Annotated in this window: 15 protein-coding genes; 11 read left to right on the top strand and 4 right to left on the bottom strand. The window is 61.1% G+C overall.

Annotated features, from left to right (window positions below; all coding sequences use genetic code 11):
- The first annotated feature begins 65 nt into the window (after positions 1-65).
- The 6 genes from AOA60_RS14180 (at position 66) to AOA60_RS14150 (ending at position 5,387) form a co-directional block, all read left to right on the top strand.
- Positions 66-1,517 (top strand): mannose-1-phosphate guanylyltransferase/mannose-6-phosphate isomerase, encoded by a 1,452-nt coding sequence (locus AOA60_RS14180; protein WP_099584940.1) that lies wholly within the window; start codon positions 66-68, stop codon positions 1,515-1,517.
- Positions 1,518-2,228: 711 nt separating this feature from the next.
- The gene (locus AOA60_RS14170) at positions 2,229-2,693 is read left to right on the top strand and encodes a multidrug transporter (RefSeq protein ID WP_099584938.1); all 465 of its coding nucleotides are present in this window, start codon (positions 2,229-2,231) and stop codon (positions 2,691-2,693) included.
- 14 nt (positions 2,694-2,707) lie between these two features.
- Positions 2,708-3,520: an SDR family oxidoreductase gene (locus AOA60_RS14165; protein ID WP_099584937.1), complete on the top strand. Its 813-nt coding sequence runs from the start codon at positions 2,708-2,710 to the stop codon at positions 3,518-3,520.
- Positions 3,521-3,922 (top strand): DUF4440 domain-containing protein, encoded by a 402-nt coding sequence (locus AOA60_RS14160; protein ID WP_099584936.1) that lies wholly within the window; start codon positions 3,521-3,523, stop codon positions 3,920-3,922.
- Positions 3,923-4,027: 105 nt separating this feature from the next.
- The gene (locus tag AOA60_RS14155; RefSeq protein ID WP_099584935.1) at positions 4,028-4,954 is read left to right on the top strand and encodes an NAD synthetase; all 927 of its coding nucleotides are present in this window, start codon (positions 4,028-4,030) and stop codon (positions 4,952-4,954) included.
- Positions 4,944-5,387, top strand: a complete 444-nt coding sequence (locus AOA60_RS14150) for a hypothetical protein (RefSeq protein WP_244643662.1) — start codon at positions 4,944-4,946, stop codon at positions 5,385-5,387. The genes AOA60_RS14155 and AOA60_RS14150 overlap by 11 nt, the downstream gene beginning before the upstream one ends.
- Before the next feature lie 73 nt (positions 5,388-5,460).
- Here AOA60_RS14150 and AOA60_RS14145 read toward each other — a convergent pair whose 3' ends face one another.
- From AOA60_RS14145 to AOA60_RS14130, 4 genes are read right to left on the bottom strand one after another with little or no spacing between them, the layout of a single operon-like run.
- A complete protein-coding gene (locus AOA60_RS14145) occupies positions 5,461-6,321 on the bottom strand; it encodes an HlyD family secretion protein (protein ID WP_099584934.1) in 861 nt (286 codons plus the stop codon).
- A gap of 10 nt (positions 6,322-6,331) precedes the next feature.
- On the bottom strand, positions 6,332-6,532 hold the full coding sequence (locus AOA60_RS14140) for a DUF1656 domain-containing protein (RefSeq protein ID WP_027604741.1): 201 nt from the start codon (positions 6,530-6,532) through the stop codon (positions 6,332-6,334).
- Entirely contained in the window at positions 6,522-8,699 is a 2,178-nt protein-coding gene (locus AOA60_RS14135; RefSeq protein ID WP_099584933.1) for an FUSC family protein, read from the bottom strand. Before AOA60_RS14135 ends, AOA60_RS14140 begins: the two co-directional genes overlap by 11 nt.
- Before the next feature lie 10 nt (positions 8,700-8,709).
- Positions 8,710-10,221, bottom strand: a complete 1,512-nt coding sequence (locus tag AOA60_RS14130; protein WP_099584932.1) for an efflux transporter outer membrane subunit — start codon at positions 10,219-10,221, stop codon at positions 8,710-8,712.
- Positions 10,222-10,449: 228 nt separating this feature from the next.
- On the opposite strand from AOA60_RS14130, the gene AOA60_RS14125 reads away from it, so the two are divergent.
- The 5 genes from AOA60_RS14125 to AOA60_RS14105 all read left to right on the top strand — a co-directional run bounded on the left by AOA60_RS14125 (position 10,450) and on the right by AOA60_RS14105 (position 16,380).
- Positions 10,450-12,657 carry a hypothetical protein gene (locus AOA60_RS14125; protein ID WP_099584931.1) on the top strand — a complete coding sequence of 736 codons (2,208 nt, stop codon included), beginning with the start codon at positions 10,450-10,452 and terminating at the stop codon, positions 12,655-12,657.
- Positions 12,658-12,754: 97 nt separating this feature from the next.
- Positions 12,755-13,723, top strand: a complete 969-nt coding sequence (locus AOA60_RS14120; RefSeq protein ID WP_099584930.1) for a LysR family transcriptional regulator — start codon at positions 12,755-12,757, stop codon at positions 13,721-13,723.
- Between the two features lie 111 nt (positions 13,724-13,834).
- Positions 13,835-14,809 carry a D-glycerate dehydrogenase gene (locus AOA60_RS14115; RefSeq protein WP_099584929.1) on the top strand — a complete coding sequence of 325 codons (975 nt, stop codon included), beginning with the start codon at positions 13,835-13,837 and terminating at the stop codon, positions 14,807-14,809.
- Positions 14,810-14,991: 182 nt separating this feature from the next.
- On the top strand, positions 14,992-15,894 hold the full coding sequence (locus AOA60_RS14110) for a chemotaxis protein CheV (protein ID WP_099584928.1): 903 nt from the start codon (positions 14,992-14,994) through the stop codon (positions 15,892-15,894).
- A 3-nt stretch (positions 15,895-15,897) separates the two neighbouring features.
- A complete protein-coding gene (locus AOA60_RS14105; RefSeq protein WP_099584927.1) occupies positions 15,898-16,380 on the top strand; it encodes an N-acetyltransferase in 483 nt (160 codons plus the stop codon).
- Positions 16,381-16,387 lie beyond the last annotated feature (7 nt).

Raw genomic sequence — 16,387 nt, 5'->3', positions numbered from 1 at the left:
ACAAAAACAAGAGTGAAACGACAAACCTTCGTAGCTCTGACCCAAATTGATTCAAGGAGAAACACATGATCCCAGTAATCCTTTCCGGTGGTAGCGGCTCACGTCTTTGGCCGCTTTCCCGTAAACAGTTCCCCAAGCAATTCCTGGCCCTGACCGGTGAGCACACGCTGTTCCAGCAAACCCTGGAACGCCTGGTATTCGAAGGCATGGACACCCCGATCGTGGTCTGCAACAAGGATCACCGCTTCATCGTCAACGAGCAGTTGAGCGCGCGTAAGCTCGAATGCCAACGCATCCTGATGGAGCCGTTCGGTCGCAACACCGCGCCGGCCGTGGCCCTGACCGCGATGATGCTGGTCAACGAAGGCCGCGACGAGCTGATGCTGGTGCTGCCCGCCGACCACGTGATCGATGACCAGAAAGCCCTGCAACGCGCCCTGGCCCTGGCCACCGTGGCAGCCGAGCGTGGCGAGATGGTGTTGTTCGGCGTGCCGGCGACCCGTCCGGAAACCGGTTATGGCTACATCAAGTCCACCAACGATTCGCTGCTGCCCGAAGGCGTGAGCCGCGTTGAGCAGTTCGTGGAAAAACCCAATGAAAAACGCGCTGTCGAGTTCGTCAAAAGCGGCGGCTATTTCTGGAACAGCGGCATGTTCCTGTTCCGCGCCAGCCGTTTCCTCGAAGAGCTGAAAAAGCACGATCCGGACATCTACGACACCTGCGTGCTGACCCTGGAACGCAGCGAACAGACCGCCGACACCGTGTCCTTCGACGAAGCCACCTTCGCCTGCTGCCCGGACAATTCCATCGACTATGCCGTGATGGAAAAAACCCAACGCGCCTGCGTCGTACCGCTGAGCGCCGGTTGGAGCGACGTGGGTTGCTGGGCCTCGCTGTGGGCGGTCAACGATAAAGACGCCAACGGCAACGTCACCAAGGGCGACGTGGTGATCCAGGACAGCAAGAACTGCATGATCCACGGCAACGGCAAGCTGGTGTCGGTGATCGGCCTGGAAAACATCGTGGTGGTGGAAACCAAGGACGCGATGATGATTGCCCACAAGGACAAGGTCCAGGGCGTCAAGCAGATGGTCAACACCCTCAACGAACAGGGCCGCAGCGAGACCCAGAACCACTGCGAAGTCTACCGTCCGTGGGGCTCCTACGACTCGGTGGACATGGGCGGCCGCTTCCAGGTCAAGCACATCTCGGTCAAGCCGGGCGCGTGCCTGTCATTGCAGATGCACCACCACCGCGCCGAACACTGGATCGTGGTCAGCGGCACGGCTGAAGTGACCTGCGACGAGAACGTGTTCCTGCTCTGCGAGAACCAGTCGACCTACATCCCGATCGCCTCGGTGCACCGCCTGCGCAACCCGGGAAAAATCCCGTTGGAGATCATCGAAGTGCAATCGGGCAGCTACCTGGGCGAAGATGACATCGAGCGTTTTGAAGATATCTACGGTCGCTCGACGCCGGTTGAACGTGGCGTGTCGGTGAAAACTATCGCGCAGTAAAACAGTCGTACAAGAAGCCCTCGCCCAGCCGACTGCGTCCCCTATCCGCAGCCGGTTGGGTGGGGGCTTTTTTATTCAATCATTGCCAGCGCCAATGCCAGTGCCGCAGAGCGTCCGTCAATTGCGTCAAGCGTTACCGAACTTGACAGCACCGTACAACTGGGCCGCCTTACCACCCTCGGTCATGAGCGCGCCCAAGACTCTGGACAACGTACCACTACTGTTGGCCAGGTTTTTCCCAGCCTCTTGCGCAGCCATGCCACCCAAGGCAATACCCGCCCCCTTGGCATGCTTGGCATTCATACCGCTGTTACACAGCTGCGACGAAGGCCCTTGCAGCAGGGTTTGACCCAAACTTGTAAGTTTGTGGTCCCGCATGCGACCAGACGGAGGAGAATTCGCCGCGTGGTCCATTTGCCGGGACGCTCCAGCAGCGTTCTGCGCTGGCGCTTTAGGAGCAGTGATGAGGGAGGTCACCACCGACGACAAGACATTGGAGACAACGGGCACAAGAAGAGCTGAAGCAACCATAGTGGGTCTCACTTATTCTGACTTCGGTTATTACCCTCCTGGGCGGTCTGTATTTCCCTATGTTCGCTCTGTGGAGACAATGCGCCATCGGGTTCCTTCGTAAACGAAAACTGATGCCCACGATAGGCACCAAGGCCAACCCACAGGTAGGATGTTTTATCCGCGTATGAGGTTGTCATCATGTTTTTCGGCGTCCTACTGATCATCACCTGGCTGATCCTGCTGCTGCGCTACCCCGCCAAAGCCTTGCCGGTATCGCTGGCCGCCGCTGTCGGCCTGGGTTTTGTCGCAGTGTGGGTGGTCTGGCTGGACAACCGCGAGGCCTCGCAGCTGGCGCGCCTTGAACTGCGCATCGCCTACGCCCCACAGGACTGCCCCGCCGACCGTCCGCTGAAACTCACCCTGAACAACGGCAACGACGTACCACTGACCGAACTGCGCTGGCGCGTCGCCGCCTATGCGCCCGGCGACACGGTGAATCTCGCCGACAACGTCTATGCTGCCCCGCGCTATCGCGGCCCCGGTGAGTTGCAGGCTGGCGCCACTTGGGACGATTGCCTGCCCACCCCGCCGCTGCGCCCCGGCTACCGCCCGCAAACCCTGGAATTTCGTGCCGAGCACCTGCAAGGCAGCTTCTCGGACTGACAAAGGATTGATCCATGCCCAATGTTCTCATCACCGGTTGCTCCAGCGGCATCGGCCGTGCGTTGGCCGATGCCTTCAAAGCTGCCGGCTACGACGTATTGACCAGCGCCCGCCGCGAAGACGACGTGATCGCCCTCAACGACGCGGGCTTCCACGCTGTGCTGCTGGACGTGAATGACGCTGCCGCCCTGCAGACCCTGGCCGCGAACCTGGACGAACTGGATGTACTGATCAACAACGCCGGCTACGGCGCCATGGGCCCGCTGCTCGACGGCGGCACCGAGGCGATGCAGCGTCAGTTCCAGACCAACGTGTTTTCCATCGTCGGCGTCACCCAAGCGCTGTTCCCGGCGCTGCGCAAGCGCAAAGGCCTGGTGGTGAATATCGGCAGCGTTTCCGGGGTGCTGGTCACGCCGTTTGCCGGTGCCTACTGCGCCTCCAAAGCTGCGGTGCATGCCTTGAGCGATGCACTGCGCATGGAACTGGCGCCGTTTGGCATACGGGTGATGGAAGTACAACCCGGCGCCATCGATACACGCTTTGCCAAAAACGCCGGCGCCCAGGCCGAGTTGCTGATCAACGAGCAATCGCCATGGTGGCCATTGCGCGAAGGCATTCGCGCACGCAGCCAGGCCTCCCAGGACAAGCCGACACCTGCCACGGTGTTTGCGGCGGATGTGCTCAAAGCCGTGCAACAGCCGCAGCCACCACGCCTGTTGCGCTCGGGCAATGGCAGCCGGGCGCTGCCGTTGATGGCGGCGTTGTTGCCCAAGGGGTTATTGGAAACCGTGTTGAAGAAACGCTTTGGCTTGAAGGGGAATTTGTAAATGATCGACTACAGCGACTTTTTCGAAGAAGTCATCCAGACCCACATCGAGATCGAGCAATGGTTTGCCGGCGTTGCACCTGACGGCACCTTGCAAAACCTGCTTGCGCGCTTCTCGCCGGAATTCAGCATGATCGCTCCCGCCACCGGCACACGCGTCAATGCAGCAGGGGTGAATGCGCTGTTCACGCGCCTGGGCGGCATGCGGCCGGGGCTGAAAATCACCTTGAGTGAAATGGCCGGGATTGACCGGCATGCACGCGGTGCGACAGTGACTTATCGCGAGCATCAGGTGGACGACAGCGGCACCCAAACGGATCGGCGGGCCACCGTGGTGTTTGAGAAGCAGGCGAGTGGCGCGCTGTTGTGGCGCCATTTGCATGAAACCTATGTAGCTCAATGAACTAACTGCCCAGCCGGATCCTACGAAAAACAGCGAATGGGCTGACAGCATTACAAGGAAACTAACCCCAGGCTCTTTCACCTCTGTCTACTCACAGGTGAAAGGATGCCAAGGGATTTTATGCGAAGCGGTGTGCCGGATGCGCACACCACGACTCGCCAGCGGCTGACCAGCCTGCTGGACCTGCCCAAACTTTATCGAACCATTGACGCCGACCCGGCCATCGTCGGGGCAGGTGTGGTGCATATCGGCAGTGATTATCAGGTGACGGTGCTGCGTGAGTTTGTACCGCTGTGCAGTATCAAGCCCAAGCGGGTGATTCTGCGGGAGGTGGTGGGGCCGATGATGGCTGCCGATGATTATGCGCAATGGGTGGCAAACTCACCGCGCGAGTCGCATTTATGGCGCGAGGCGGCAGGGTTGGCCCTGGCATGCGGTGGAGCCGTGATAGGCATTGTCGTTGCCAAGGTAGGCATAGCGTCAGCGCCGCTCAGTGCAGGTTCCAGCCTTGCAGTTACTTACATTGCTTATACAGCGGCAGCCGCCAGTGCTATGCAATGTGGTAACGGCCTATGGCGGACATACAAAGAACTGACCAACCCGGCTGAAAACGATTATTACGACAGCCTTGGTTGGTATCAGGCAATGACCGTAGCCTTGGATGGCATTTCGCTGGTGGGGGCGGGCAGCACGACGTTTGTCACGGTAAAGACTGTCATGACTATCAAAAATACGTCAGGCCGCAACCTGACCGACATCTTGAGGCACATGAGCCGCCAGGAACGCGCAAAACTGACAAACGAAGTCCTGCGTTTGCAGAACCCTCGTCGTCCTCGCGAAATGATCCGGTTAAAGCAGTTGGCAGGAACACTCCCCAAGCGCTTCAGCAATGCCCAATTACGCCAGGACCTCCTCACTCAGTTAGCCGATCAAGTGGGCGCCGCTCTGGCGGTCACTGGCAGTGGCCTGTCCGGAAACGTCAATTCTCTCGTAATTGGGATTTATGAGGAGTTCGGCAGCCATGAGCAATGACGTTATCAGCGCCCAGGATCCCCGAACTTTGCGTTATTACACCCGACGTTTTGCGTTCACGGTGGGCATGGGGGTATCAATGAGCCTCGTCAGTACTTCCGGCAACTTGTCACATAGCCTGTCGTATTACGCCCGAATATATTACCTGCCAAGCGAATATGCGGTTTTGGCGGCTCTGGTATTACTACTGGTCATCTGCATTGGGATGGCGCTGGTGGCGGCGGGGTTCCGTTTTGGCCCTGTCCTACTGGTGGGCGTCGCAGCGTTGAACGCTATGCTTGCGGCCGACTACCTGGGCAACCAACGAGTGACGATGTTTGCAGTGTTTCCTTTATTTCAAGCGCTGTTCTGGTTGTTCCTACTCCACACAAGAAACCACCGCCGCTACGTCAGTATGTTGCGGGTCAGGCGTCGACGAAAAGTCAGAGCCTAAGTCCTCATCTGAGACAAAGCCCGATCTGCCTATCAACAAAAAACGAATGTGGGAGCTTGCCAGCTCCCACAATTTAATTTCGTGTCTGGTCAACGATCACCGTGCACGTAATCCCCGCCGCCAACAACACTCCGTCTGGCACTTCATCGATATGAATCCGCACCGGCACGCGCTGGGCCAGCCTCACCCAGTTGAAGGTCGGGTTCACATCGGCAATTAGCTCGCGGCTCTCGGGGTTGTCGCGGTCGTAGATACCACGCGAGATGCTTTCTACATGCCCCTTCAAGGTTTCGCCGCTCATCAATTGCATATCGGCTTTGTCACCGACTTTCACATGGGGCAGCTTGGTTTCTTCAAAGAAACCGTACACCCAGAACGAGTTCATATCGACCACGGCCATCTTGGCTTCGCCGATGCGCGCGTAGTCGCCGCGATGCACGTTGAGGTTGGTGACGTAGCCATCCACGGCCGCCACTACCTGGGTGCGTTTCAGGTTGAGTTCGGCGGCTTCCAGCTGTGCCAGCGCGTGTTGGTAGTCGGCCAGGGCCGAGTCGGCGATGTTGCTCGCGTCGTCGCGGTTTTCCCTGGAGATCACCAGGGCGTCGAGGTCGGCACGGCGATGCGCGTTGACCTTGCGCATTTCCCAGGTGGCTTTGCGCGAAGCCACCAGCGACTGCGCCTGCTTGACTGCAATGCGGTAGTGCTCGGGGTCGATCTGCATCAGTAGGTCGCCCTTTTTCACCAACTGGTTGTCGCGCACCGGCACGTCGACCACTTCGCCGGTCACGTCGGCGGCTACGTTGATGATGTCGGCGCGAACACGGCCATCGCGGGTCCATGGGGTTTGCATGTAGTGCACCCACAGTGTGCGGCCTATCCAGATCGCCAAGGCCAGTACCAGCAAGGTGGCGAGCAGGCTGAAAAACTTTTTCATCGGGGCATTCTCAACGGTAGACGGTCAGCGCCAGGGCGCCGAACAGGCAAACGAACAGGCTCAGGCGCAGCAACGCCGGGTGCCAGAAAAAGCGGTACAGGTCGAAGCCGGCCAGAAAGCGGTCCAGCGCCCAGGCAAGCGCCGCCGCGATCAGGAACATCAGGGTCATGGTCGGCATATAGATGCCGTGGAATGCGATTTCACGGGGCATTCGGGGTTCCTTTGAGAGCCGCCAGCGGTGACTGCGGGTCGAGCAACGAGGTGCGGATAAAGTGCAGGTAGCTTTTCACCCGGCGCAGGGCCGAAGTGTCGAAGTGCGGGGCGAAGGGCTCGTCGGTGGCCTGTACGCGGCTGATCGCATGGTCGACGGCAATGAGGCCGCGTTCCAGGTTGCTCGCGCTGGGCTGCAGGAACAGCCGTACCAGCGAGCGCCCCATCACGCGGATCGCCTGGCGCCATGGCTGGGATTCGGCATACGCCGGGTGTACCGGCAGGATCGCCTGTTCCTTGCGCAACTCAATGATCGCGTGGCCGACTTCCAGCACCACGAACATCCAGCGCAGCAGATCGCGCTGCACCTGCGGCTGTCCGACGGCGAGGCCGTAGGCCTGGTGCAACAGGTCACGGGTGCGGCTTTCAAAACTCGACGCCAAGCCCTTGAGTTTGCCGCTGATGGCGTACACCACTTGTTCGCGCAGGTCCTGCTCCAGGCGCCGCCACAGCCAGCGGCTGTTGGGCGGCAGGATGATCGCACCGGCGGCGGCGCACACCAGCATGCCGAGGATCATGGCGATGTAGTCGTTGATAAAGGTGTACGGGTTGTAGACCGTGAGGTTGTCCGGCACCGAGCCGGTGCTGAAGAAGATCAACAGGCCCACGCCAACACCTGCGTATTGCGGGCGTGAGGCGAGGAAAGCACCGAAGATGATCACCGGCGCGAGCATCACGCACAGCAGCGGGAAGCCGTCGATCCAGGGGAACACGAAGAACATTTCGACAAACCCCACCAACGCCCCGATCAACGTGCCGCAGGCCATCTGGAACGCCATGCGTTTCGGGTTGGGCGTGGCGGCGGACAAGCCGACGGTGGCGGCCGCGATCAGGGTCATGGTGGCGCCGCTGGGCCAGGCGGTTGCCACCCAATAACTGCCCAGCACAATCAGGATGAATGACGCGCGAATCCCCGAAGCGGCGCAGGCCAGCCAGTTGGTCTTCGGCGTATAGGCTTCGTCCCAGTCTTCCCGTGCGTGGCTGTGATCGGCGAGGGAGGCGTGGGTTTGCGCATAGTTGTGCAAGTCGTCGACGAAGCGGTAAAGCAGCTCGTAGGCGGTGTGGAAATCCAGTTGTTCGGCTTCAGTCGGGTCGCCTTCCTGAAAGGCCGTGCGCAGGCTGCGCACCTTGGCCGGCAGGCTGTCTTTATAAATGCTCAGCTGGTTGACCAGCCGCGCAGCGTCGGGGCTGGTGAGAGCGCGGCCGGAGAACCCATCGAGTACTTCGGCAAGGTCTTGCAGGCCGGGCTTGATCGCCGCCGCCACATGATCCGCAGCATCCGTGCGTAGCCGTTCCAGCAACTGGTGCAAGGCGTTGAAGCGCGTGGTGATGCTCATGAATTCGCTGTTGAGGCGACTGAGCCGACCGTTGCGTCGGCGCATATGCGGGTCTTCGAACACGGTGACGCTGCGCAGCCCTTCCAGGCCAACGGCTTCGGCGATAAAGCGTACGTTACTGGCCTCGAAGCCGTCACGCTGGCTGCGCCCGCGCAGGCCATCGGTGACGAACAGCGCGAACACGCCGAAGCGCTGATACAACGCATTACGCATGGCAGCGCTAGCGGTCTGCGGCAAAATCGCGGCGCTGACCAGGGTGGAACAGATGATCCCCAGGGAAATTTCCAGCACCCGCCATACCGCCGCCATAAAAGCGCCGTCCGGATGGGCCAGCGCCGGCAAGCCGACCATCGCCGCCGTGTAGCCGGCCAGCACAAAACCATAGGCGCGAAAGTTACGGTTGCGCGTCGCCCCGGCCGTGCAGATGCCGACCCAGATCGCCAGGGCGCCGAGAAACAGTTCGGTGTTTTGCGCAAACAAGGCGATCAGCAACACCATGACCGCCGAGCCCGTCAGGGTGCCGAGGAAGCGGTAAAAGCTCTTGGCGAACACCTGGCCGCTCTGCGGCTGCATCACGATAAACACTGTGATCATGGCGGTGCGCGGTTGCGGCAGTTCCAGGCGCATGGCCAGCCACAGAGTGAGAAACGCCGCAATCAACACCTTGAAGATATACACCCAGGTCACGCCGTCGCTGCGTGCCCAGTCGAAAAAGCCACGGCGCCACTCAAGGGAATGCAGCCAGCGCAGCGGTGCAGGCAAGGGAGTCATCACAACCTACTCAGTGATCGAATACGGCAAGGGCCGCCGGGGTTTTGCTCGGGAGGGTCTTGGCGTTTTGCGGTGCGTCCTGGCCTGCTTCAAGGCCGCCGCCCAAGGCGGTCACCAGTTCCGCATGGGCGCTCAGGCGCGCCGCCTGGACTTGCTGCTCGATCTGTTGCTGGCGCAACAGCAGCGTCTGGGCGTTGAGCACAGTGAGGTAATCGGTAAGGCCGCGCTGGTAGGCGATCATCGCGATGTCATAGGTTTTCTGCGCCGAGGCCACCGATTGCGCGGCGAAGCCTTGTTGCTTGTCCAGGGATTCGCGGCGGATCAACTGATCGCTGATGCCCTTGAGCGCAGTGACCAGCGTCTGGTTGTAGCGCGCCACGGCGATGTCGTAACCAGCGCTGGCCTCGCCCAGCTCGGCACGCAAGCGGCCGCCGTCGAAGATCGGCAAGGTGATCGCCGGGCCGACGTTGTAATTGAATTTCTTGCCCGCCAGAAACGCCAGCATGCCGCCGCCGGTGGCCATGTAGCCGAGGCTGCCGACCAGATCGACGTTGGGGTAGAAGCCGGCGTGCGCCACGTCGATGCCCCGCGCCTGGGCCGCCACTTGCCAGCGGCTGGCAACCACATCCGGGCGCTGGCCGAGCAATTGCGCGGGCAACGCGGACGGCAGTTTAAGCGGCGCGGCGAGGGACAGGCTTGGGCGTTGCAACTGCGCGCCCTCCCCCGGACCTTTGCCCGCCAACGCCGCCAACTGGTTACGGCTCAGAGCGATTTCCTCGTCGAGGGCGTCCAGTTGACGATGGGTTTCAGGCAGCGGGGTTTCGGCCTGGCTCACATCGAAATGCGTGCCGATACCGGCGTTCAAGCGTTTGTTGGCCAGGTCAAGAATCTGCTCTTGCTGGGCCAACGTGGCGGCGGCGATATCGCGGTTGGCGTAATGCAACGACAGCTGGATATAGGCGCGCACCACGTTGTTCTGCAGTTCAAGTTGGGCCTGGCGTGCTTCGGCGGCGCTCATGTGGGCCAGGTCGACGGCGCGCTCGGTGGCATTGCTTTCGCGGCCCCACAGGTCGAGGGCGTAGCTCAGGCCCAAGGACGCATTGTTGTCCCAGGTGTTGGCACCGCTCAATTCGCCAGGGCCGTAGAACTGATCCTTGGGCCAGTTGTGACGCTTGAGGCTAGTGTCGCTGTTGATCTGCAACGACTCAGCCGACTCGGCAACCCCGGCCATGGCCCGCGCTTCACGCACCCGCGCGGCGGCCATGGCCATGCTCGGGCTGCTTTGCGTGGCGAGTTCGACCCAGTGATTGAGCTGCGGGTCGCCGTAGGCTTGCCACCATTGTGCGGTGGGCCAGTGGGCGTCCTGGGCGGCGCTCTGGATCGCTTCATCGGTGGCCAGGGCATTGGCGCTCAAGGCGTGGCCTTGGGGAGCGATTCCTCCGGTTCCGATGCAGCCGCTGATTGCTAACGATAAGGCCCAAACACTGAGAGTCTTAAGCTCTCTGCTGATGCGACGCGGCACGGCAAGCGAATTCCTGAGGTGGTAAAGCGCGAAGGTGGCGCAATTCTAGGCGGCGGGAGGAATGGCGATAAGCGGGCATTCCTGTGAATCTTTGTTACCGTTCGGGCGATAATCCACGCGGCTGCGCACACTGTTCGGATATTTAAGCGATGGCCTCAGCACTCGCCCTACATCACGCGGCACCGAGGGGTATCACACTAGGGAGCATCACCGCCTCTGGAGCACACGATGCTGACGGTCCCCGGCATATTGAACCCGCACGGTCGGGTACACACGCCAGCGCAAGAAACTGTCGACGCGTTGCGCAGGCAGTTGCACATAGCGCCCAAACCTCTGCGCCCCGACATGCTGCCTCTGCAACGGGATGTACGCTGGATCGCCGACACGGTGCTGGAGAAGCTCGTACTGCTTGCGGGCTATCATCGCGATCAATCAGCAATAGAAGCGCTGCACTACACGCTGACCCACAGCGCACCGAGGTTAGAGGTGTCGACGCAGGAGCTTGCAGGTTTCTACGCGTTTTTCAAAAAAGCCGAGCGCCTGCTTGACCGGCATCGCAGCCATGAAAATCCGCAGATCGAGGCAGACCATACGCTGTGTCGCGCCCTTAAATGGCAATTCCGTGCGGCGGCCGGTGAGGAGCGACACCAGCGCCTGACCCAGCGGTTGCTGCCTTCTCTTGCCTACATTCGCGCCGGGGGCGAACGCATCAACCACCGTCATATTGGCTACAACGTGGCGCTGGATCCGGCGCGACAACTCCAGGCCGGACCGCAACTGGCAGCTGACTCCCGCCTGCAAATCACTGACGATCAGCACCTCAAGAGCACGCGGGTGATTGCCCTGCAGGGCACGCTCAAATCAACGCTGGCTACCATGACTAAAGCTCAGACCCACCAGCAAATCGCCCTTGGGCATGTTTCGTCCCGCACGTACGCGAACCTGGAGCACTACGCCGACGCCCGCAGCCATTCTGTCCGTACCTCCTTGAGCGAAAGCATCGGTCAAACGGCCCGGCACCTGAGCAGCATCGTGAGTGACCATTACAATCTGCCAAGGGACAGGGCTTACTCTGCCCTGAGCCAACCGTATCTCAGGCAAGCGCTGGCCAGTGCCGGCCTGCCAGACGTTGAACTGCCCTGCCTGCAGAACACACCTGCACCGGTCATGACCGAAACAGGCATCGCATTCAGTGCTCGCAGTAAAGTGGCGGCTGATTTTTTCAGGTTCCTGAAGCTGAACAGCGCCCTGTCGCTGACATTACACCGCACCCACCAACACAAAACCTTGGACATTCTCGGCCTGCACGAAACAGCGCCGGCAATGGCCTTGCAACAACTGGCGGCGCTGACGCACCACGGCGATACCCCGGCAAGGCTGCTGGACGACATGAAAAACCACGTTACGTCCAACAGCTACCAATTCACCCAACACGCCAGCACCTGCGCGCTGGCATCCGAGCTGAATGCCAGCCTGCATGCGAGCAACAGACAAGCGCGAGCCTTGACGGAGCGCTATGTGCTGCTTCAGACACATTCGCGCATCGATCCCGATGTGGATAAGCACCTACGCGAAGTCATACATCAGAACCGGGCGCTGCTTCGGCCCGAGGCGTTGAAAGTGTACAAGCTGACAGCCCAGGCCCAGATACTCAGCGGCTACGTATCTGCCACGGCCTCGTCGCAGGCCGAGGGCGGCAAAGGGGTGACGATCGCATACAGTCATCGAAAGCTGGACGACCCCCACCTGAGTGGCGATTACCTGGAGATCGATATCGCTGCGCTCAAGTCCATGAACGTTGTGAAAGGAGTCCTGCGAAACGTCTTGGCGGCCCTGGGAAACCAGGCGTTCGATTGGGAAAACCTTATCCGCTCGATCACCGAATCACTGCTCATGCCCAATAAGTCGCCGTCCACCCATATATTGGTCAAGATCAAACATGGAGAGCCGGTGGTGCTGCTCACCCGCTACACGGTGAACAAATCCCGCGACTTGGCGCTTCCAGAGAGGCTTGAGCACTTAAGCGGTGTTGAAGCGCAGTCCCTGCGCACACGCCAGACCCTAGTCCGGGAACAATTGGGCAGCGAGTCGCTGGATCACCTGCTGCCAATCGCCCGCCGCTACCTGGGCGCCCCTGGGCAACGATCGGGTTGGGATGATTACGTACAGCGGCATGCCAATGACCTGCATGGGTTACTCGACACCATCGCCCGACAGGCACACGGTACGGTGTTGAGCGCAGAACTGGATGCGCTCAAGCGCGTCAGCCCGGCACTGACCCAGGCGGTCGAAACCCTGACGCAACATGCACAGACCGCCTTGCAAGCACCTACCGCTGAAAACCGCAGCCAGGCGCGGGAGGCATTCAATCATCTGGTGGTGGAATACCTGCCGCACTATGAGGCGAACGTCAGTAAGGCCTGGACATTGTCTTGAGCCATGGAGGCTTATGCCCAGGAAGAGCAGTGGCCAGCGGATACACACCTTCGCGCAACTTCATGTCACAATTTGCTATCTCCCCTGAGAACACTCCATGGACACCTTGCAAAACATGCGCGCCTTCAGTTGTGTGGCCGAAGCGGGTAGCTTCACCGCCGCCGCAGCGCAACTGGACACCACCACGGCCAACGTCTCGCGCGCGGTCTCCAATCTGGAGGCCCATCTGCAAACCCGCCTGCTCAACCGCACCACCCGGCGCATTGCCCTCACCGAGGCGGGTAAACGCTACCTGCTGCGCTGCGAACAGATCCTCGCCTATGTCGAAGAAGCCGAGGCCGAAGCCAGCGACGCCCACGCACGCCCCGCCGGGCAATTGAAAGTGCACACCATGACCGGGATTGGCCAGCATTTCGTCATCGACGCGATCGCCCGCTACCGCCGCACCCACCCGGACGTAACCTTCGACCTGACCCTGGCCAACCGCGTGCCGGACCTGCTCGACGAAGGCTATGACGTGTCCATCGTACTGGCCAGCGAGCTGCCGGACTCGGGGTTCGTGTCCCAACGCCTGGGCATCACCTACAGCATCGCCTGCGCCTCGCCGGATTACGTCAGGGCCAAGGGCTGTGCCCACCGCCCCCATGATCTGCTAAACCACGCCTGCCTGCGCCTGGTCAGCCCGGTGATTCAGTTGGACAAGTGGACCTTCAACGGCCCGGAAGGCCAGGAAAGCGTGGCGATCAACACCTCGCCATTCCTGGTCAACTCGGCCGACGCGATGAAAACCGCGATCACCAGCGGCATGGGCATCGGCCTGTTGCCGGTGTATGCGGCCATCGAAGGCTTGCGCAATGGCACGCTGGTGCGGGTGATGCCCAACTACCGCTCCCAGGAATTGAACCTGTACGCCATCTACCCATCGCGCCAGTACCTGGATGCGAAGATCAAGACCTGGGTGGAATACCTGCGTGGCTCGTTGCCGGAGATTCTGGCGGCGCATCAGGCGGAGTTGGTGGCGTATGAGTTGAGTGGCAGCCTCAGCGGCGCGCGGTTGGCGAACTGATTTCTACCAGGCGAATTTCACTGCCCGCTTTAGATCTGCGGTGTCCTGACAATTGCGGACAAGAATGTTAGCTTGCTTGGCATTCTTCCGTAGTCGATGAGCCCGCCTGCCATGAAAAAGACTGTCCTCGCCTTCAGCCGCGTCACCCCGCCAATGATCGAACGCCTGCAACAGGATTTCGAGGTGATCGCGCCCAACCCCAAGCTGGGTGACATCAATGCGCAATTCAACGAAGCCCTGCCCCACGCCCACGGCCTGATTGGCGTGGGTCGCAAGCTGGGCCGTGCGCAGCTCGAAGGCGCGAGCAAGCTGGAGGTGGTGTCCAGCGTGTCGGTGGGCTACGACAACTACGACGTGCCGTACTTCAACGAGCGCGGAATCATGCTGACCAACACCCCCGACGTGCTCACCGAAAGTACCGCCGACCTGGCCTTCGCCCTGCTGATGAGCAGCGCACGCCGGGTAGCCGAACTGGACGCCTGGACCAAGGCCGGCCAGTGGAAAGCCAGCGTTGGCGCCCCCTTGTTTGGCTGCGATGTGCACGGCAAGACCCTGGGCATCGTCGGCATGGGCAATATCGGCGCGGCCGTGGCTCGTCGCGGGCGCCTGGGCTTCAACATGCCGATCCTGTATAGCGGCAACAGCCGCAAGCTTGAACTTGAACAAGCGCTGGGTGCACAGTTGCGCAGCCTGGACCAGTTGCTGGCCGAGGCGGATTTCGTCTGCCTGGTGGTGCCGCTCAGCGACAAGACCCGTCACCTGATCAGCACCCGCGAGCTGGGGCTGATGAAATCCAGCGCGATCCTGATCAACATCTCCCGCGGCCCGGTGGTGGACGAGCCGGCGCTGATCCAGGCCTTGCAGAACCAGACCATTCGGGGCGCCGGGCTGGATGTGTACGAGCAAGAGCCACTGGCGCAATCCCCGTTGTTCCAGCTGAGCAATGCGGTGACCCTGCCGCACATCGGCTCGGCAACCCACGAGACCCGCGAAGCCATGGCCAACCGCGCCCTGGACAACCTGCGCAGCGCGCTGCTGGGCCAGCGCCCACAGGATCTGGTGAACCCACAGGTTTGGAAGGGCTAAGACAGTAGGCACGAACGGTGGCGAGGGAGCTTGCTCCCGCTCGGCTGCGAAGCGGCCCCAAAAGCCTGGGAGCGCTGCGCACTCCAGCGCGAGCAACAACAAGCAAGGCGCCTACAGTTTTCTGTGTTCACGTCGATAACCTTCCATAGAAGATCGTCATCCCTGATCCACAGAAGGTTTTTATGTCCACCACCAAAGCCCGCGCAGACTCCCTCTCGCTTCTGCTCTTTACCTTGCGCAGCGGCAAGCTGATGGCCATCAACCTGCTGAAAGTCAGTGAAATCATTCCTTGCCCGCCGCTGACCAAGCTGCCGGAGTCGCACCCTAACGTCAAAGGCATCGCCACCCTGCGCGGTGCCTCGCTGTCGGTGATCGACCTGAGCCGCGCCTTGGGTGAACGCCCTCTGGAAGATCCAGACGGCGGCTGCCTCATCGTCACCGACGTGAGCCGCTCCAAACAGGGCCTGCATGTGCAGGCCGTGAGCAAGATCGTGCACTGCCTGACGACTGACATCCGCCCACCGCCCTACGGCTCCGGCGGCAACCGTGCATTCATCACTGGGGTGACTCAGGTGGAAGGCGGCCTGGTGCAGGTGCTGGATATCGAAAAAGTCATCCACGGCATCGCGCCGGCACCGATTGAAGCGGCGCCGACCGACCTGACCATGGAAGAAGCCGAAGTGCTCGGCAATGCGCGAATCCTGGTGGTGGATGACAGCCAGGTCGCCCTGCAGCAGTCCGTGCATACCCTGCGCAACCTCGGCCTGACATGCCACACGGCACGCAGTGCCAAGGAAGCCATCGATGTACTGCTGGAGCTGCAAGGCACTGCCGCGCAGATCAATGTGGTGGTTTCGGATATCGAGATGTCCGAAATGGACGGTTACGCCCTCACCCGCACGCTGCGTGAAACGCCGGACTTCCAGCACCTGTACATATTGCTGCACACGTCCCTGGATAGCGCGATGAACAGTGAAAAGGCGCGCCTGGCCGGTGCCAATGCGGTACTGACCAAGTTCTCCTCCCCTGAGCTGACCAAATGCCTGGTGGTGGCCGCGCAAACCGTGGCGCAACAGGGCCTGTAATCGATGGCGGCGTATTACCAACTGCTGCGCCGCGACCTCACCGCCGGCCTGCCCGCGCCACAATGGCCGGCCGGGACCGTGCTGGACCACTACCGTGCCGATCTGGCGCCGGCGATTCACGCCGTACTGAGCATGACCCAGGAGCAGGGCGGCGGCCGTGTCGCCAGCCTGGATGAATGGCGACAACAGTTCGTCACTGATGCCGAATTCGACCCCTCGCTGTGCCTGGTCGCCAGCAACGCCGACGGTATTCTCGGCGTAGCCCAGTGCTGGACCAGCGCCTTTATCAAGAACCTCTCCATACATCCGTGCGCCCAAGGCCAGGGGCTGGGCCGCGCGTTGTTGCTGCACACTTTCCAGGTGTTCAAGCAACGCGGCGAACCCTATGTGGACCTCAAGGTGCTGGAGAGCAACCTGCGCGCCCGGCATCTGTATGAAAGCGCAGGCATGGTGTTTGTACTGCGGGATGTCGTCGCAGAGGACTGACAGGCGC

Source organism: Pseudomonas sp. 2822-17 (assembly GCF_002742485.1).
GTDB classification, from domain to species: domain Bacteria; phylum Pseudomonadota; class Gammaproteobacteria; order Pseudomonadales; family Pseudomonadaceae; genus Aquipseudomonas; species Aquipseudomonas cyclaminis.
This window is presented reverse-complemented; position numbering and strand designations above follow the sequence as displayed.